16 protein-coding genes are annotated in these 17,887 nt (G+C 44.5%); 8 read left to right on the forward strand and 8 right to left on the reverse strand.

Translation table 11 applies throughout. The features are described from left to right. Positions 1-6 precede the first annotated feature (6 nt). The 5 genes from mnmA to V1358_RS01390 all read left to right on the forward strand — a co-directional run bounded on the left by mnmA (position 7) and on the right by V1358_RS01390 (position 4,834). A complete protein-coding gene (mnmA, locus tag V1358_RS01370; protein ID WP_347392343.1) occupies positions 7-1,107 on the forward strand; it encodes a tRNA 2-thiouridine(34) synthase MnmA in 1,101 nt (366 codons plus the stop codon). 1 nt (position 1,108) lies between these two features. Then, positions 1,109-1,711 carry a high frequency lysogenization protein HflD gene (gene hflD / locus V1358_RS01375; protein WP_347392344.1) on the forward strand — a complete coding sequence of 201 codons (603 nt, stop codon included), beginning with the start codon at positions 1,109-1,111 and terminating at the stop codon, positions 1,709-1,711. Positions 1,712-1,777: 66 nt separating this feature from the next. Then, positions 1,778-3,145, forward strand: coding sequence for an adenylosuccinate lyase (purB, locus tag V1358_RS01380; protein WP_347389331.1), 1,368 nt, complete (start codon positions 1,778-1,780; stop codon positions 3,143-3,145). Positions 3,146-3,224: 79 nt separating this feature from the next. After that, positions 3,225-4,367: a JmjC domain-containing protein gene (locus V1358_RS01385; RefSeq protein ID WP_347392345.1), complete on the forward strand. Its 1,143-nt coding sequence runs from the start codon at positions 3,225-3,227 to the stop codon at positions 4,365-4,367. An 8-nt stretch (positions 4,368-4,375) separates the two neighbouring features. After that, positions 4,376-4,834 carry a GNAT family N-acetyltransferase gene (locus tag V1358_RS01390; RefSeq protein ID WP_347389329.1) on the forward strand — a complete coding sequence of 153 codons (459 nt, stop codon included), beginning with the start codon at positions 4,376-4,378 and terminating at the stop codon, positions 4,832-4,834. On the opposite strand, the gene V1358_RS01395 is transcribed toward V1358_RS01390, so the two are convergent. The 5 genes from V1358_RS01395 to V1358_RS01415 form a co-directional block, all read right to left on the reverse strand. Then, a complete protein-coding gene (locus tag V1358_RS01395) occupies positions 4,818-5,234 on the reverse strand; it encodes a DUF4826 family protein (protein WP_347389328.1) in 417 nt (138 codons plus the stop codon). The genes V1358_RS01390 and V1358_RS01395 overlap by 17 nt on opposite strands. Positions 5,235-5,333: 99 nt before the next feature. After that, positions 5,334-6,566 carry a lipoprotein-releasing ABC transporter permease subunit gene (locus V1358_RS01400; protein WP_440589859.1) on the reverse strand — a complete coding sequence of 411 codons (1,233 nt, stop codon included), beginning with the start codon at positions 6,564-6,566 and terminating at the stop codon, positions 5,334-5,336. A gap of 8 nt (positions 6,567-6,574) precedes the next feature. Then, complete coding sequence (lolD, locus tag V1358_RS01405; protein ID WP_347392347.1) at positions 6,575-7,273, reverse strand: lipoprotein-releasing ABC transporter ATP-binding protein LolD; 699 nt, start codon at positions 7,271-7,273, stop codon at positions 6,575-6,577. Next, on the reverse strand, positions 7,266-8,474 hold the full coding sequence (locus V1358_RS01410; protein ID WP_347392348.1) for an FtsX-like permease family protein: 1,209 nt from the start codon (positions 8,472-8,474) through the stop codon (positions 7,266-7,268). The genes lolD and V1358_RS01410 overlap by 8 nt, the downstream gene beginning before the upstream one ends. Positions 8,475-8,587: 113 nt before the next feature. Continuing rightward, on the reverse strand, positions 8,588-9,487 hold the full coding sequence (locus V1358_RS01415) for a LysR substrate-binding domain-containing protein (RefSeq protein WP_347389324.1): 900 nt from the start codon (positions 9,485-9,487) through the stop codon (positions 8,588-8,590). A 92-nt stretch (positions 9,488-9,579) separates the two neighbouring features. Between V1358_RS01415 and V1358_RS01420 the strand changes: the two genes are divergently transcribed. Next, a complete protein-coding gene (locus tag V1358_RS01420) occupies positions 9,580-10,707 on the forward strand; it encodes an S-(hydroxymethyl)glutathione dehydrogenase/class III alcohol dehydrogenase (RefSeq protein WP_347389323.1) in 1,128 nt (375 codons plus the stop codon). Positions 10,708-10,716: 9 nt separating this feature from the next. Beyond that, a complete protein-coding gene (gene fghA / locus V1358_RS01425) occupies positions 10,717-11,565 on the forward strand; it encodes an S-formylglutathione hydrolase (protein WP_347392349.1) in 849 nt (282 codons plus the stop codon). Between the two features lie 9 nt (positions 11,566-11,574). On the opposite strand, the gene V1358_RS01430 is transcribed toward fghA, so the two are convergent. Both V1358_RS01430 and V1358_RS01435 read right to left on the reverse strand, forming a co-directional pair. Continuing rightward, positions 11,575-13,095 carry a BCCT family transporter gene (locus V1358_RS01430; protein WP_347392350.1) on the reverse strand — a complete coding sequence of 507 codons (1,521 nt, stop codon included), beginning with the start codon at positions 13,093-13,095 and terminating at the stop codon, positions 11,575-11,577. Between the two features lie 156 nt (positions 13,096-13,251). After that, positions 13,252-15,147, reverse strand: a complete 1,896-nt coding sequence (locus tag V1358_RS01435; protein ID WP_347392687.1) for a beta-ketoacyl synthase — start codon at positions 15,145-15,147, stop codon at positions 13,252-13,254. 127 nt (positions 15,148-15,274) lie between these two features. On the opposite strand from V1358_RS01435, the gene V1358_RS01440 reads away from it, so the two are divergent. Further along, a complete protein-coding gene (locus V1358_RS01440) occupies positions 15,275-16,270 on the forward strand; it encodes a GlxA family transcriptional regulator (protein WP_347392351.1) in 996 nt (331 codons plus the stop codon). 27 nt (positions 16,271-16,297) lie between these two features. Here the strand turns inward: V1358_RS01440 and V1358_RS01445 are convergent, their stop codons facing one another. Then, a complete protein-coding gene (locus tag V1358_RS01445; protein WP_440589852.1) occupies positions 16,298-17,674 on the reverse strand; it encodes a mechanosensitive ion channel family protein in 1,377 nt (458 codons plus the stop codon). Positions 17,675-17,887 lie beyond the last annotated feature (213 nt).

The following is a 17,887-nucleotide window of genomic DNA, read 5'->3' on the forward strand; positions in this document are numbered from 1 at the left end:
AATCCTATGAGCGACAACAGCCAAATAAAAGTTATCGTCGGTATGTCCGGCGGCGTTGATTCATCCGTATCCGCTTACCTGTTAAAAGAGCAAGGCTATCAAGTCGAAGGCTTGTTCATGAAAAACTGGGAAGAAGATGACAATGATGAATACTGCGCAGCGGCTGAAGATTTAAAAGACGCGCAAATGGTATGTGAAAAGTTAGGTATTGAATTGCATACCGTTAACTTCGCAGCTGAATACTGGGATAACGTGTTCGAATACTTCCTTGAAGAATATAAGGCTGGTAGAACTCCTAACCCGGACATCATGTGTAACAAAGAAATTAAATTCAAAGCATTCCTTGAATTTGCTGCAGAAGCATTGCGTGCAGATTACATTGCTACTGGTCACTATGTACGTCGTGAAGAGCGTGATGGCAAATTTGCTATGCTGCGCGGTGCAGACGATAACAAGGACCAAAGTTATTTCCTGTACACTTTGAGCCATGAACATATTGGTCAAACACTTTTCCCTGTGGGTGAGCTACCAAAACCACAAGTACGAGAAATTGCAGAGCAACAGGGTTTAGTCACCCATGATAAAAAAGACAGTACAGGTATCTGCTTTATCGGTGAGAGAAAGTTTAAAGACTTCTTACAGCGTTACCTCCCTGCCCAACCAGGAATCATTGAAGATACCGAAGGTAATGAAGTGGGTGAACACGAAGGTTTGATGTATCACACGTTAGGACAACGTAAAGGCCTTCACATTGGTGGTCTTAAAGAAGGGTCAGGTGAACCTTGGTACGTTGTTGATAAAGATATCGAACGTAATGTATTGGTCGTTGGCCAAGGAAAAGATAATCCACGCTTATATAGCAATGGCTTATATGCCAATCAGTTACACTGGGTCGACCGTGTTGGACCCAAAGGTACAGCTCGCGTTACCGTGAAGACGCGTTATCGTCAAGAGGATATCTCGTGTACTTTATTAGTAGGTGAAGACGGAGTTGCCCGTGTCTTGTTTGATGAGCCACAAAAAGCGGTTACGCCTGGCCAGTCTGCAGTGTTTTACGACGGCGAAGTGTGTTTAGGTGGCGGCATTATCGATTCGGTGATTAAATAATATGAATGCGAACCAGGTGATGGCACTGGCAGCAATGTGCCAAGTCGCCATTCAAGTACAGAAACTAGCTAAATATGGCCAGTCTCAACAGCATGAAATTGAACCACTACTTGAATCTTTACTCGCGACTGATGCGAAAAACGTCGATGAGATATATGGTTCTCGCGCAAATTTAAACAGTGGCTATCGTGCACTTATCAGTCAATTATCAGCTGGAACAGAAAAAAATGTAGAGCTGGTTAAATATGTCGGTGGCATGGTCCAATTAGAACGCATCTTGACTTCAAAACCGGACGCCCTATCAGCGCTTGGCCGTGATATAGATGCAACAAAAGCCAAGCTAGACCATTTAGAGCTGCTTGATGAATCAATCATCGCGGCATTCGCAGATACCTACGCACGCATTATTAGTCCCCTTGGGCAACGCATTCAGGTATTTGGCCAACCAGCATTATTAAAGCAAGCGAGTATTCAAAACCGCATTCGTGCACTACTTTTAGCAGGTATTCGTGCAGCGGTACTTTGGCGGCAAATGGGCGGTAAGCGTCGTCACTTTTTGTTCGCAAAGCGCAAAATATTGGCAATTGCCAAAGAACAAGTTTAAACCCCATCTCGGCTTAATAAGCGAGTAAATTAAAAGATAATCGTTCAACGTAACTTAGGAGTTAATATGGAGCTTTCAGCGTTAACCGCGATCTCTCCGGTAGACGGGCGCTACGGTAGCAAAACTACAGAACTACGTAGCATTTTTAGCGAATTCGGTTTGATCAAATACCGCGTACAAGTTGAAGTTCGTTGGTTACAAGCGCTTGCACAAGCTGCTGACATTGCTGAAGTTCCAGCTTTAAGTGACGAAGCTAATGCCCTACTAGACAGTATCGTTGATAATTTTAGCGAAGCAGATGCGCAGCGCGTAAAAGACATCGAGCGTACAACTAACCACGATGTAAAAGCTGTTGAATACCTACTAAAAGAAAAAGTAGCTGACAACGCTGAACTAAACGCCGTAAATGAATTTATTCACTTTGCATGTACTTCTGAAGACATCAATAACCTATCGCATGGTTTGATGCTAACAGAAGCTCGCGATAAAGTGTTGCTTCCTTACATGGATCAGCTTTTAGACGCCGTAAAAGAAAAAGCGATTGAATACAAGTCAGTTGCTATGATGACACGTACTCACGGGCAACCTGCTTCACCTTCAACTATGGGTAAAGAGTTTGCAAACGTGTACATGCGTCTTAAGCGTCAGCGTGATCAAGTAGCGCAAGTAAACATGCTCGGTAAAATCAATGGTGCTGTTGGTAACTACAACGCTCACCTTAGTGCTTACCCAAATTACGATTGGCATGTACACGCAGAAAAATTCGTAACTAGCCTAGGCCTTACGTTCAATCCTTTCACAACGCAGATCGAGCCGCATGATTACATTGCTGAGTTATTCGATGCAGTTGCTCGTTTCAACACTGTACTAATCGACTTTGACCGTGATGTTTGGGGTTATATTGCACTTAACCACTTCAAACAGAAAACGGTTGCTGGTGAAATTGGTTCTTCAACCATGCCACACAAAGTAAACCCTATCGACTTCGAAAACTCTGAAGGTAACCTTGGTTTAGCAAATGCTATCTTTGGCCACCTAGCGCAGAAATTGCCTATTTCACGTTGGCAGCGTGACCTAACTGACTCTACGGTTCTTCGTAACCTTGGTGTTGGTATGGGTTATGCGCTTATCGCTTACCAAGCAACACTAAAAGGTGTAAGCAAGCTAGAAGTAAACGAGCAACGTCTTCTTGACGAACTCGATCAAAACTGGGAACTACTAGCAGAGCCAATTCAAACGGTAATGCGTAAATTCGGTATCGAAAAGCCATATGAAAAACTCAAAGAGCTAACGCGTGGTAAGCGTGTTGACCAAGCAGCGATGGCTGAGTTTATCGACACACTTGAGCTTCCAGCTGAAGTAAAAGCACAGCTTAAAGAATTAAGTCCTGCTAATTACATCGGCCGTGCTGTTGAGTTTATCGATAACCTATAATCCATATCGGTAATTATTTATAAAAGCGAAAGGCTGGCTGTTTTAAGCAAGGTCTTTCGCTTTTTTATTTGGAGTAAACATGTATACGCTGCACATTAACGAGTTAAGCGAAACAGAATTTCTAAACCAATACTGGCAAAAAAAACCTCTACTCATCAAAGCTGGATTTAAAGATTTTGCCGACCCGCTTGATGCCGAGGAATTGGCAGGATTAGCGATGGAAGAAAGTATCGAATCTCGAATGGTAACAAACCATGACGGTTGGCAATGTGAAAATGGTCCTTTTGAAGACTTCAGTGTGTTAGCTAATGACCACGCTACCCTACTCGTTCAGGCTGTTGACCACTGGCATCCTGAAGCCGCGCAACTCGTTGAACCGTTTCGCTTCATCCCTAATTGGCGTATTGACGATTTAATGGTGAGTTATTCTACCCCAGGCGGCGGCGTGGGACCTCATCTAGATCAGTATGATGTGTTCATTATTCAAGGTAGTGGCAAACGCCACTGGCGTGTAGGTAATGTCGATAAAAATATAAAGCAATTCAGTGCTGACAAGGCTCTTTTACAAGTCGGTGAATTTGAAGCTGTAATCGATGTAGTGTTGGAGCCAGGTGACATTCTTTACATACCACCTAGTGCACCGCATGAAGGTTATGCAGTTGAGCCTGCTATCAACTACTCAGTTGGATTTAGAGCGCCAAACCAAACTGATTTACTCACAGCTTTTGCCGATCACTTAATCGACCTTGATTTAGGCCAAGCTCGTTACAGCGACGCTGACCTTAATATCCAACAAAGTCGAGGCGAACTTACTCTGCCAGATATTACCAAACTACGCCATTTAATGATTGATGCAATCAAAGACGACAATACATTTTTGCGTTTTATTGCTGAGCAATTGAGCGAGCCTAAGCATGACAAAGACTTGTTACCACTTGAACCAAAGCTAGAGCCAAACGAACTCGCCGACTTCCTTCGCGAGTACCCAGTTATTTACAAAGCAGGCGGATTACGTAGCATTTATATTGCACAAAAAGACAGTGTGTTACTTGCCGTAGAAGGGCACAGTTTTAATTTACCGAGCAAACACTTAAGCATTATTGCAGCCCTATGTGACCAACAATACCAGTACACAGAGCAACTTTTAGCACACTCAGACTGTTTACTTTTCAGACAAACCTTGTCTACACTTATCAATGAGGGATATTGGTACGCAGATTAGGAGGGTACATGCCCTATCGGATCCACCAAGTCGACTGGGGGTCTCAGGACAACCCAATCCGCCAGATTCGTGAAAGAGTGTTTGTTTTTGAGTTGAATATTCCAAAATCGGTTGAGTTTGATGGTCGCGATACAAGTGCTTTGCACTTCGTGGCCTACACCGAGCAAGGAGAAGCAGTAGCAACAGCACGGTTATGCGAAGATGGTCTATTGGGAAGAATTGCCGTGCTTCCAGATCACCGCAACCGCGGAATCTACAACGAAATGCTCAGTTATATACTTACCAATGCGGCCAACTTTGGACTGCGATCGATTTGTATTAATTGCATACTTGATGAAGTCGAACGCTTCAAGCAAAAAGGCTTTTCGCCGTGTGGATGTGTATTCATGGAAGCTGGCATTCCAAGGCAACGCTTAGAATGCCCAGTTGACCACTGTGATAGCAGTCCGTTTACGATGGTTCATTAGCCCACAGTTGGTCATTATTGTAGAGCTCATATAAACCGTGAGCTCTTCTTACCAACAACTCAGCAAATTCACGTTGTGTCTTATCAACGCGAGGACTGCTCATGATTTCTTCAGCCTTTAATTGCCATTGGAATGAGAAATAGCGCATTGCTTCTCTGGCATTTGATGCAGCGTTAATTTCAGCATGGTCCGTGGGTAAATTTCCACTCACAACCCAGTATGAGCGACCATTTTGTGCTTTAAATTTCCACACTGCACATAACGGCGCTAGAAAACGGCTGTCTTTATCTGCAACCGTCTGAGGAATTATGCCCTTTTGGGCTAAATGCTTTTGTGCAGACTCAAACGTTTCGCGTTGAAACGCACGGATTTGTTCTTCTTGGTTTTGTTGTTCAGACATAATACTACTTTTATTGTTATCTTTGCTGACACTTTACGAAGATACGCCAGTGCTTGCAAGAGGCTATCATTCGTTTCTATGCTTAATTACGGTAACAAGCTAATTTCCAAGTACTTTTGCAGGGTCTACTTTTGCGGCTTGCCATGCCGGGTAAATAGACGCCACCACTGTAATGGCTAAAGTAATTGAAGAGACCCAAATAACATCTTGCCACTGTATTTTCGATGGTAAGAAGTCAATAAAATAGACACCCGCCAGCTTATTTTCACCTATCAATGTACTCCACCAAACGAAAATGTCGGTAATGTTTATCGCCAAAAACAAGCCAAGCACACAACCAAAGGCGATGGCAAAAATAGCTGATACCACTCCCTGTAATAAGAAGGTTTGCATAATGATAAAGTCACCCGCGCCCATGGTTCTTAAAATAGCGATAGCACTTTGCTTTTCCTTCACTTCCATAAACAGCGACGAAATAATGTTGAAGCTCGCTACCGAAATAATTAAAAACACACTTAAATAAACAATAGTGCGAACCATTTGAATATCTTGGTATAAACTGCCCTGCGTTCTAACCCAGCTATTTACATAGACATAATCATCTAGCGTACGGCCAATTCGCATCGCTTCGGTTTCGGCACTAAACACATCATCCAAAGTAATGCGTAAACCGGTAACTTGGTCATCACGCAAATCAAACAACGACTGCATGTCATCCAAGCGCATGAATACTTGTTGCTTGTCTAATGGGCCATGACTGGTAATAAGTCCTACAACTTCTGCGCTGTAGCGCACTGGTGCTGCCAATCCCTTTTCCTTGTTATGCAAGTCAGTCATTAGTAAAGAAATTGTATCACCAACCGTGACGGACAGTTTTTTCGCAAGCTCTGCCCCCATTATCAACTGGCCAGATTGCAGCGTACTCAGATCGGCTTCAGAGATAAATTGGTTAACGATAGATACTTTGCTTTCAAGTGCCGGGTCTATCCCTCGTAATTGCGCCGCCTCTAACTGCCCTTTTGATTGTGCCATCGCGTTAACGCCGATAAATGGAGCAGCGGCAAGTACGTTGCGCTGTTGTTCAAGTCGCTGTTGCTTCACTTGCCATTCATTTATATAGCCGTCGGCACTGACGTATTCGACATGGGGCACGAGCGACAACAAGCGCTCAACCAGCTGTTGTTGGAAGCCGTTCACCACAGATAAAGCGACGATGAGGACTGCCACGCCTAATAAAATACCTAGGCTCGAGCTTTTCGCCATAAATCCCATTAAACCACTATTACGCTGGGACTTACGAAATCGCACAGAAAGCAAGTAACTAAGCTTCAATGCCTTCATCAAGCCATTTCTCCGTGTTCTGACGCCTGTAATACGCCTTCGTCGAGAACCACAGTACGCGTCAGTTTGCTGGCCAATTCCAAATCATGAGTGACCACTATGAAACTCGTGCCTAGATCATTTTGCAGCGCCATCAATAACCCATAAATGCGCTGTGCATTCGCTTTATCAAGGTTCCCCGTTGGTTCGTCAGCCAACACTAAATCCGGTTCTGCGACTACCGCTCGTGCTATCGCAACACGTTGCCTTTCGCCGCCAGATAACTTCGCGGGTTTATGAGAAGCTCTGTGTGACAGCCCTACTTTATCGAGCATCTCCTTTGCTTTTTGCTGTGCCGTTTTGGCATCAACCCCAGCAATAAGCAATGGCATGGCAACGTTTTCTAACGCTGTGAATTCCATTAAAAGATGATGAAATTGATAAATAAAGCCTAAGTGTTTGTTTCTAAAAGCTGCTTGTTGTTTTCTATCGAGTTTTGCCACGTCCTGAGAACAAATCAATACTTGTCCACTGGTGGGTTTGTCTAAGGTGCCTAATATGTGTAGCAAGGTACTTTTACCTGAGCCTGATGACCCTACCACAGCGATGCTCTCGCCTTTTTGCACATCAAGTTGCACGCCTTTTAATACTTCGACTTGCTCAGCAGCATCTTGGTAAACTTTGACTAAATCCTGACAATGTAAAATCAAATCACTCATATCTTAAAACCTCTGCAGGACGCACTTGTGCCGCTTTTTTTGCTGGATATAAAGTGGCGATAAAGCTCATTAAAATTGCCCCAAGAACAATCATGCTTAATGTTGAAAAGGAAATCACTACGGGTAACGATTGCTGACCGAATAAATTAAGGCCAACTGCTTGAAGGATCTCATTGAGGTTATAAACCACAATTAAGGCCAACACTGACCCTGTGATACTGCCAACCACACCGTTATACATTCCTTGTACCATAAACACTCGGGCGACTTGTTGATGACTTAAACCAAGGGTTTGCAATATTGCCACTTCACCTTGTTTTTCACGCACCATCATGGTGAGCGATGAAACAATATTAAATACTGCGATGATGAAAATGAGGCCAAGAAGTAAACTCATGATCCGTTTTTCCATGGCTACTGCGGAAAACAAACTGCCCTGACTTTCACGCCAGTCTGTTACACCCTCGCGTTGGGAAGGCTCTAAACGACTCAATACCTCATCGCTGACAAAAGCATCATTTAACATCACTTCTAAGGGCGCAGCACCCGCCTCTTTGATGCGCATAACACGTTGTAACGATTCACCCGAGGTAAACATGGTGTACATATCAAGCTCTGAACCACTGCGATATATCGCGCTAACAGTAAATAAACGCTGCGCGGGAATACGCCCCATAGGCGTGTAGGTGGATACCGAAGGCACAGTTACTCGCAGGGTGTCTCCAACGGAAACGCCTAATGAACGTGCGAGATAGCGACTAATTGCTATATGGTAGCGATTATCGAAAATACTCTGCTCACTGCCCACATCAATACTCTCGTTTACACTTTGTGGAAGCGATTCATAAGGCGCTTGCAATAAAATTCCTTGGATATCTTGAGCACTTTGAACAATTGTTTGCGCTTGATGGTAACGCTTTATGGAAGTCACTTCTTTTTGCGCTTGTAGTGAGGTGATCAGCGCCTGTTGCTGTTGTTTGTCGCGTTGATCCATTTCAAATTGAAGATGCGGGATCATCGACAACATTGAGTTTTTTAAATTGCTTTCAAATCCACTCATTACTGAGATCACAGTAAACAACGCGGTGATCCCTAAGGCGATACCTGCTATCGAAAAAAACGACACAAATGAAACAAAAGCACTGCCTTTTGATAAGCGAGAATAGCGAAGACCAATAAATAAACTGACGGGCTTATACATCAACGGCTTAACTTATTAATTACGATTGCAAGATGCTAACATAGGTGTTCGTCAATGGGTATGCATTGCCTTGATTGACAAAACAATTGGGAATAGTTTGCTGCTATTTCATTCTAAGGTGTCATTATTCCTTTACTGAGTTGGCTATCGAGGTTATCCGCTAGGAATTCGAGTAACGTTTTGGTGGCATTGGCTTGATACAACTTCGCCGGCGTGACCCCCCAAATAGGTTCTTTACGAATGGCGAACGGTAGCAACACTTCACTGAGTTTGTCTTGTTCTAATGCAGAACGCACATAATAGTCTGGTAGCTGCACCAGACCTAAGCCACGTAATGCCGCGTCAGCCAAGGCCCATCCACTGTTGCACCTTAGTCGAGTTTTGGCGATTTTAACATGACGAACACGCTGATTTTCGTAAAATCGCCAATAGTCCGAATGCCCTAGCAAACATTGATGATGACTCAGTTCACTCAACGCATAAGGTACGCCCTGCTCGGCTAAATATGCTTTGCTGGCACACACAATAACAGCACGAGAGGATAATCGCCGTGCAGTGAGATTTGAGTCTGCCATTTCGCCTATTCGTATTGCTAAATCAATATGCTCGCCAATAAGGTCTAGAGTTTGATTGGTCAACACCATAGACACGCTCACTTTAGGGTGCATGGCCATAAATTCATGGACTAAAGGCATAATAAAATGCTCACCAAACATAACTGGCGCTGTGATCCTTAATTGCCCGCTGGGTTGTGCCTGTTGTTCTTTTAGAGCCCATTCACCTTGCTCAAGAACACTTTGCGCTTTCTTCGCATGATGCAATAGCAATTCACCTTGTTGAGTTAAGACAACTTTGCGCGTGCTACGAATAAACAACTGTGTGTTGTAATACTCTTCAAGTGCATTGATTGTTCTGCTTATATGAGCCACTGACGTACCGACTTGCTTTGCTGCCGCAGTAAACGACTGCGCTTGGGCCGCCGCAATAAATTCAACCATGCCTTGCCAACGCATTATTACACCTATGTAAAAGTCATTTAATTTGGGAAAAACTCTATCATACTGTGTAATAATTTCACCTCAATCTAAAACAAGAGAATAAAAACATGGCAGAATTTATTAAATCAAAGGCCGCAATCGCATGGGGTCCTAAGCAACCACTTTCAATTGAAGAAGTGGACGTGATGATGCCAAAAGCTGGTGAAGTGCTGGTAAAAATTCACGCAACAGGCGTGTGCCATACTGACGCATTTACGTTATCTGGCGAAGATCCAGAAGGTATTTTCCCAGCAATTCTTGGCCATGAAGGTGGCGGTGTTGTTGAAGCTGTGGGTGAAGGTGTCACCAGTGTTGAAGTTGGCGACCACGTTATCCCACTTTACACACCTGAGTGTGGTGAATGTAAATTCTGTACATCCGGTAAAACGAATCTTTGCCAAAAAATTCGTGAAACTCAGGGCAAAGGGTTAATGCCTGACGGCACTACGCGTTTTTATAAAGACGGTCAGCCAATTTATCACTATATGGGCACATCGACTTTCTCTGAATACACAGTTTTACCTGAGATTTCATTGGCAAAAGTTAATAAAGAAGCGCCATTAGAAGAAGTCTGTCTATTAGGCTGTGGTGTCACAACGGGTATGGGCGCAGTGCTTAATACCGCAAAAGTTCAACCTGGTGATAGCGTGGCTATTTTTGGCCTAGGCGGCATTGGCCTTTCAGCAATCATCGGTGCAAAAATGGCAGGTGCTGGTCGTATCATTGGTATTGATATCAATGAAAGTAAGTTCGAGCTCGCTAAAAAGCTTGGTGCTACTGACCTAATCAATTCAAATGACTACGATAAACCGATTCAAGAAGTCATCGTCGAGATGACAGACGGTGGCGTAGACTATTCATTCGAGTGTATCGGTAATGTCAACGTGATGCGTAGCGCGCTCGAGTGTTGCCACAAAGGCTGGGGTGAATCTGTGATCATCGGTGTTGCTGGCGCAGGCCAAGAGATCTCAACTCGTCCATTCCAACTAGTGACTGGGCGTGTATGGCGTGGCACTGCATTTGGCGGCGTAAAAGGCCGTTCTGAGCTACCAGAAATCGTCGAGCGTTATTTAAATAATGAATTTGCGCTCAATGACTTTATTACTCACACCATGGGCCTAGAAGACATCAACGAAGCATTCGAACTGATGCACGCCGGTAAGAGTATTCGTAGCGTTATCCACTACAACAAGTAAGGACATGTTATGAGCTTAGAGTTACTCAGTAACAACAAGGTTCATGGTGGCTGGCATAAGCGTTATTCACACTCATCGAGTGTGAATAACTGTGTAATGACGTTCGCAATTTACCTCCCACCAGGCGTAGATGAGAATAGTAAAGCACCGGTTGTTTATTGGCTCTCAGGACTCACGTGCACCGATGAAAACTTCATGCAAAAAGCTGGGGCGTTCAAAGCAGCTGCTGAACTTGGGTTGATCATCGTCGCGCCAGACACTAGCCCTCGCGGGGAAGAAGTTGCTGATGATCCAACGGGTAGCTACGACTTTGGCCTCGGAGCGGGTTTCTATGTTAATGCCACACAAGCACCTTATGCGCAGCATTATCAGATGTATGATTATGTGAGCAAAGAGCTTCCAGCGTTAATCAATGAACACTTCCCGACTAATGGTAAACAATCCATCAGTGGCCACTCTATGGGCGGCCATGGCGCCTTGGTGTTAGGTCTGCGAAACCCAACAACTTACGCCAGTATCAGTGCTTTTGCACCTATTTCCAATCCCATAAATTGTCCGTGGGGACAAAAAGCGCTTTGTGGATATTTGGGAGAGGACAAAACTGCATGGGCTCAGTACGACAGTTGTGAGCTCCTCAAAACTGTTGAGCAACATGTTTGCCCTCCTATTTTGGTTAGCCAAGGGCTAGCCGATAATTTCTTAGAAGAGCAATTACTATTGCCAAACCTTAAACAAGCGCTCTCCACTGCCGGCATTACTGCGACAGTAGACGAGCACGCTGGGTATGATCATAGCTACTTCTTTATCAGTAGTTTCATTGACCAACACCTTGCCTTTGCCGCAAGCGCACTGAAGTAATCGCAGCCCCTATTCAATAGGGGCTTTTTCATCACCCTCACTTAGCAATTCTTTACTCAATGCTTTAATAAAGCCAACAACTTGCCATATAAAGATGAATGCAAAAGGCAGTGCACCGATAACCGCAATATTGCGATTGAGCTTTTCGTCTGCAATGACTACTAGACCTAAACTAATCAACGTCATAGTCAATGACCAAATCAACAAAGACCGTTTACGTGACAACGTTGAGCACAACTGACGAATTACCAGTAAAGCCGAATCAGCACTGGTTGCGACAAACACCACCAATAAGAAAAAGCTTAGCCAAGTGAGAATATGCCCCATTCCCCCAAGCTCGGCAAAAAAGATAAACACGCCTTTGGTGTAATCCTCATTTACCGCGCTAATCAAACTTGCGTGTGAAGAACCGTCTAATGCTAATGCCGAACCACCAAGCACACTGAACCACACTAAGCTCATCAGACTGGGAATAAACACCACGCCCAAAATATATTGCCAAAGCGGTCTTCCGCGAGAAATGCGAGCAAGAAAAATACCCACGAATGGACCCCACGCTAACCACCAAAAGTAGTAGTTATACGTCCACACGTTCGCCCACTTTGAGTCTTTAAGCTGAGAGTCCAACTGCCAAGCACCAGAAACGATCAACATTGCATAATCTTTAAGTGCAACCAGCACAGTTTTGACGATGGGTGCTATCGGCACTACAAGCACCACCAGCACTAGCATCACAAATGCGAGATAAATATTTATGATACTGAGCGTCTGAATACCGCGATGTAAGCCCAGTTGCGATGACATAAAATAGATAAAAGTAATGATAAGCAGCACAGCTACCGCTATCCATGACTCGGCGATGTCGAAACCCATGCTGGTGAGCGTCATTTGCGCGCCATTATGCAAAAGCATGCTGGCATTTGCGATTGTGCCAACCACCCCAAAGAAAATAGCCACAATAGCAATGAGATAAATGACACTTTGCACTGTAGGTTTTAACCGCTGCTGAAGATGCGTAGGGAGTGCATATAGTGCGGGCGCACTAATATCGTCAGTCGTTGATAGCGCTTTGGTAACGCCACCAAGCAATAAGCCAAATGCGCCGTATAGGGCCCACGCATGCACTCCCCAATTAAGCATAGTTAGCGCCAGCGATGCGCCAATGTTGTCAGGATACAAGCCTTGTTTGAGTGGCTTCTCGACACTGTGTATCACCGGCTCCGCGACGCCCCAAAAAACCAGACCAGAGCCCATCCCCGCAGCGAATAACATGGCAAGCCAGCCAAATGTAGAAAATTCAATTTTAGCTTGTTCGCCACCCATTTTCTTTTTTGCCAATGGGCTCAAACACAGGAGAACCAAGGCCAGTAATATGAAATTTACAAAGACAAAAAATCCTCCGCCAATCGTTGAGATTGCACCTTGAACGATAGGTTGAACCACTTTTTTGAGCGCGCTCGGCCATACCAATGCAAGGGATGCGATAGCAATACAGATAACGAGCGCGTGACGCTCCAACGAGAATTTCACAGATTAGTCTTATATTTGGGGAAAACGCGTAGTGTAACTAACAAGCGCGCAACTAAGCAAACGGTGATGTGGAGCTAAGGTGAAATTAGATTAGGCACAGAAGTGTCATGCTGAACACAAAAAGAACCGCTGAGACAGCGCTCAGCGGCTAACTATTTACTTAGACATATCCGCAAACGGATTATCAATTTTTAGTGCAATTGGTTTATCAAAACCTGGGATCTGCATTTGTTCGGTGTCGAATGCAATTGCATCCTCGTCAATCAAACCTTCACCAAAACGGTAAATCAAGTCAAATTGACCCTTCTGCGCATTGTCAAAATACACAGCTTGTTGCTGCTTAGTTGCCTCGTTTGCTTTGGCATGTTGATTCATCGCAGATTCGCCATGACGAGCTGCTAACATTTCCTTGGTAATGCTTGGACTCAGAACCGGCGCAGTAGCGTTATTGCCGCCAAACCCCTTAGAGTTAATGAAAGCAACGTCCTGAGGCTCACAAGCTTGGTGAGACAAGCTAATGTTTAAACGATCGCTATACACGTCATCGGCCACTTTATCGATAGTCGTTACACCCGGCATAATGTTGTCTGAAAACACGCCAATAGCAAACGCCAACTGGTCGCCACTTGCAGGTGCTATGGTATGGCCTACAAACGCTTTAGGCGCCACTACAGGCCAATTATTGATGTCGTATGCCGTAGCGATACGGTCGTAAATAGCCGATTCAGTTACACGGTTTTGCGGTGTACTAGAACCATGGGCAAGAATAAACGAGCGCTCTTTAATCGACTCCTCACCAACAATAGCCTGTGCTAAAGCCACAGCCTTCGCCATCGTGATGTAGTTACCCGGGCCAGGTGCAGTGATCGATTTTTTGAAACCGTCTGCATTTACATAAACGTCCGGTACACTACCTAAGATATCAGCACCAAGCTCAAGCGCTAAGGCATCGTCCATCAAAATAGTAACTTGCGCGCCTTCACCGATAGTAAAGCCACAGTTTTCACCGAACGGGCGAGAAGTACGGCGATAATCGACTTCATCACTGTTATCTAGCTTTTTCAGATTGTCATCATTGGCCAAGGCACTCATGTTACCGAAACCTTCGATTATTTCTGGCTCAATAGCACATTCGCTCGACGCTACAATGGCAACACGGGTACGCCCTGCTTTAATGTCTTGAACCGCTGCACGCATATTATACAAGAACGTTGCACACGCACCCGATGTGGTGAATGTCGTTCCAACATTGCCTGTTACATATGCATTAATGAAGTCGGTAGACATAGTATTCAAACCAAGCGCTAGTTGCTTGGTGCTAACACGTTCTCCTAACAAACGTGCTTTAAACAAACCGCCTAGGCCTTCGCTATTAACTTGACCTGCTACAGAGGCGCTGTAAGTACCAATTTGGTCGGGTGCAACTGAGTTCATGACCTTTTGCCAATCCAGGCCACTGGCGTGAATCGCATCGCTTGCGGCAAAGATAGTCGCTTGCAAGCCACGCGGCTGATAACGACTGTTATACAAAATGGCAGGATCAAATCCTGTAGGAAATTGCCCCGCGGCTTTAATTGGGTTGTCGCGATAGGTGTCATGCTTTATTTCAAACTCACCACAAATTGTGACTTTTACCTGACCTTTTTCCAACTCCGTTACTTCCCAGTTACTCGGAAGTGGTGTCGGTAGTTGGCGAGCCTTAGTGACAAAGCGAATTGGCTCGCCTGCATTGGCAGAGATTTTTTGCTGCCAGTGGGTCGCGTCAACATCGAAGAACGTCTTTTCAATACGACGGATCAGTGTGCCAGCTAGGATTTGCTCACCTAATTGGGCTTCCACGTTATCTGCGGTGATTACATCACCTGCTTCACTAACCAATTGTCCATCAACATAACTCACAAGATTCATTAAACTTGCTAAGCCTAAAAGTGTTTCTTGGCGTTGCTCGCTGGAAAGAGCGTCTAAAACGACTCGACGAAAACCCTGATTAAACGATGTACGTCCTGCGGCATTGATACCGCCCATTGCGACTATTACAGGTAATGCACTCATAAACCTTTGACTCATAGAATTGTTCGTTACGAAATTGGCACTAGTGTAAGTGGAACACACCCAGCACTTTATGCTTTAATGGCCACATACTTATTTATTTTGGCCAAATGTAAGTGGTCGGATGTATATGAAGAAATTTAATGTACTGATTGCGTTATACCCGAACATGCTAGCCACCAGCCTGACACTGCCATTTGAGATGCTCAATGCTGGCTATGCATTCGCCAAACGCCATGTTGAGCATGCACCCAAGTTAAACTTAAAGCTGCTCAGTCACAGCCAAGAACCAGTGTGCGCGCACAGTGGCTTACCATTTATAGCGAATGCCGGACTAACCGAGCTCGAGCAATGTGATTTACTCATACTTCCCAGTCTATGGCGCAATCCCCGCCTTGTGATTCGCCAACAAACGGCGTTGATAGAAAAACTGTCGCAACTTGACCCTAAACGTTGTGCTTTGATTGGTGTCGGCACGGGTAATTGTTTTTTGGCCGAGGCTAAATTGTTGGACGGCCACCCCGCCACAACCCATTGGCATTACGCTAATCAGTTCAAGCGTGACTACCCTTTAGTTGATCTAAAGCCAGAGTATTTCATCACTCAAGCCGAAGGCTTATACAGTGTCGCGAGTCTCAATGCTCTCGCAGATGTCATTGTATATATCCTGGAGAATGTTTATGGCAGAGAATGTGCCTTGCATGTACAACGCAACTTCTCTCACGAAGTAAGAAAGCCGTATGAGCAGCAGCGATACTTAGAAGGGATGAATGAACGCCATCCTGATGAACTGATTGCACAAATTCAGTTTTGGATGAAAAACAACTTGGGTGATGAGTCATCTATTGCCGACATCGCGCAGCAATTTGATGTCGCCCAACGTACATTAACCCGACGGTTCAAAGAAGCCACTGGGTTAAGCCCAAACCAATATCGCAGAAAGCTCAAAGTTCAAGGTGCGCAAGATCTCTTAGCCAATTCTAATTTGAGTATCAATGATGTGGCGTTTGAACTTGGCTTTAATCATCAAAGCCAACTCAATAAGCTGTTTGACCAACAACTTGGTCAAAGCCCGAGTGAATATCGAGCCTTGGTACGCAAGAAGTTATTTGGTAGTGATACATAAGGCTATGTTAAGTCATAGGCCTATCTACTAATCGCCTTTGCGGTCTTCGTGTGCTTTAAGTGCAGACAACTCTTTATCATTAAGCACGCGCACCTCTCTTTGTGGGAATGGGATTTCGATGTTGTGTTTACGCAGCGTTTCGAAAACGATTAATAAGAGATCGCCACCGACGCGATTTTTGCCATCATCAACGCCGTACATCCAAAACTCTACGAACATGTTAACGCCGGAATCACCGAATGAGTCAATTTCACAATCTGGGCGCTCTTCAAACGGGATGTCGTCGCCACTTATTACCTGTGGATGTTCGGCAACCGCAGCACGAATAATGTCACACATAGCTCGGATATCCGTTTTATATGCCACACTAAAATCAATACGATAACGTTGTTTTGGGTCTTTGTGGGTCCAGTTAGTCAGTAAGGAATTTATAAATTTTTCATTAGGGACAAGAATATCTTTGCCATCATAGGTTTCCAGCACGGTGTAGCGCATTCTAAATTCGCGTACAAAGCCTTTACTGCCATCCTCTAGCTCAACAAAATCACCTATCGTCAGTGAGTGGTCGAGCAGAATAATAATTCCTGAAATAAAGTTTGAGGCGATAGTTTGTAGACCTAAGCCTAAACCAACACCCAGAGCACCACCGAATACAGCAAGCGCTGTAAGGTTGATGCCCATGATGTTGAGTAACACCAAAAACCCGACACAAAACAGCGCCACTTCAAATACTTTGGTAAACACCTCTTTGGTAGTGACATCAAGGTTTTTATGATTGCGTATGAGGTTGCGACCAACCATTCTAAACGCTCTACCAAGCCAAAAAAGAATGATACCAAAAACAAGCACCCGACCTATGCCGTAGAAAGACACCTCGACGTTGCCTATGTTTATCGCCACCGTCTCTAACACCGAAATAATATGTGGCAAAATGCCGACTAAATGGAGAAACACTAATGGCAACATCACCCATCGCATGAATGCAATGAGGTTCTCACCCTCAACAACAGCCCCCACTACCGTATTAAGAAACGCTAACACGGCGATAATCAGTACAGTATTGATAAGCCAGGTTTCAATGTCATAACGCTCACCTAACAAGGTTGCTAAGGTTAAAAACGAAATCGCAAGCATGGGAAACACGACATCCAAGAAACGATTCACGACGGACTGCAATGAGTGCGTGCTGCTGTCTGCAGATTCTTTTATGGGGGATATCTTTTTTCTTAAGCGGCTGGCGATGAGGTAAGAGAACAAATAAATAGATGCAACAATGCTTAACTGCACCACAAACCCCATGCTAGTTAGGGCATCCTGCGCTATCACAAAATAGTCGTTCAACATCGCCGTTAACGAATCTTGTGAAATACTGTTGATGGTCTCATTGGTGCTAATTAGTGTCATGATCTCTGTGCTTAATTCGTTGCATGTACCTCCTAACTATAATGCAATTGTTGTGTTATTAAATGCGAATGCGATTAAGTGTTTGTTTTGGCGTTTTTTTCAGCGTTCTTTTCTGACTAAACGCATAGACAACATGTGATAGCTAGATTTTGACCAAAAGAAAAACAAAAAATTGGGCACTGCCTCGGTGTTCAGTGCCCATCACTTCGACAA

Origin of the sequence: Pseudoalteromonas pernae (assembly GCF_039831865.1) — a bacterium.
Taxonomy (GTDB): domain Bacteria; phylum Pseudomonadota; class Gammaproteobacteria; order Enterobacterales; family Alteromonadaceae; genus Pseudoalteromonas; species Pseudoalteromonas pernae.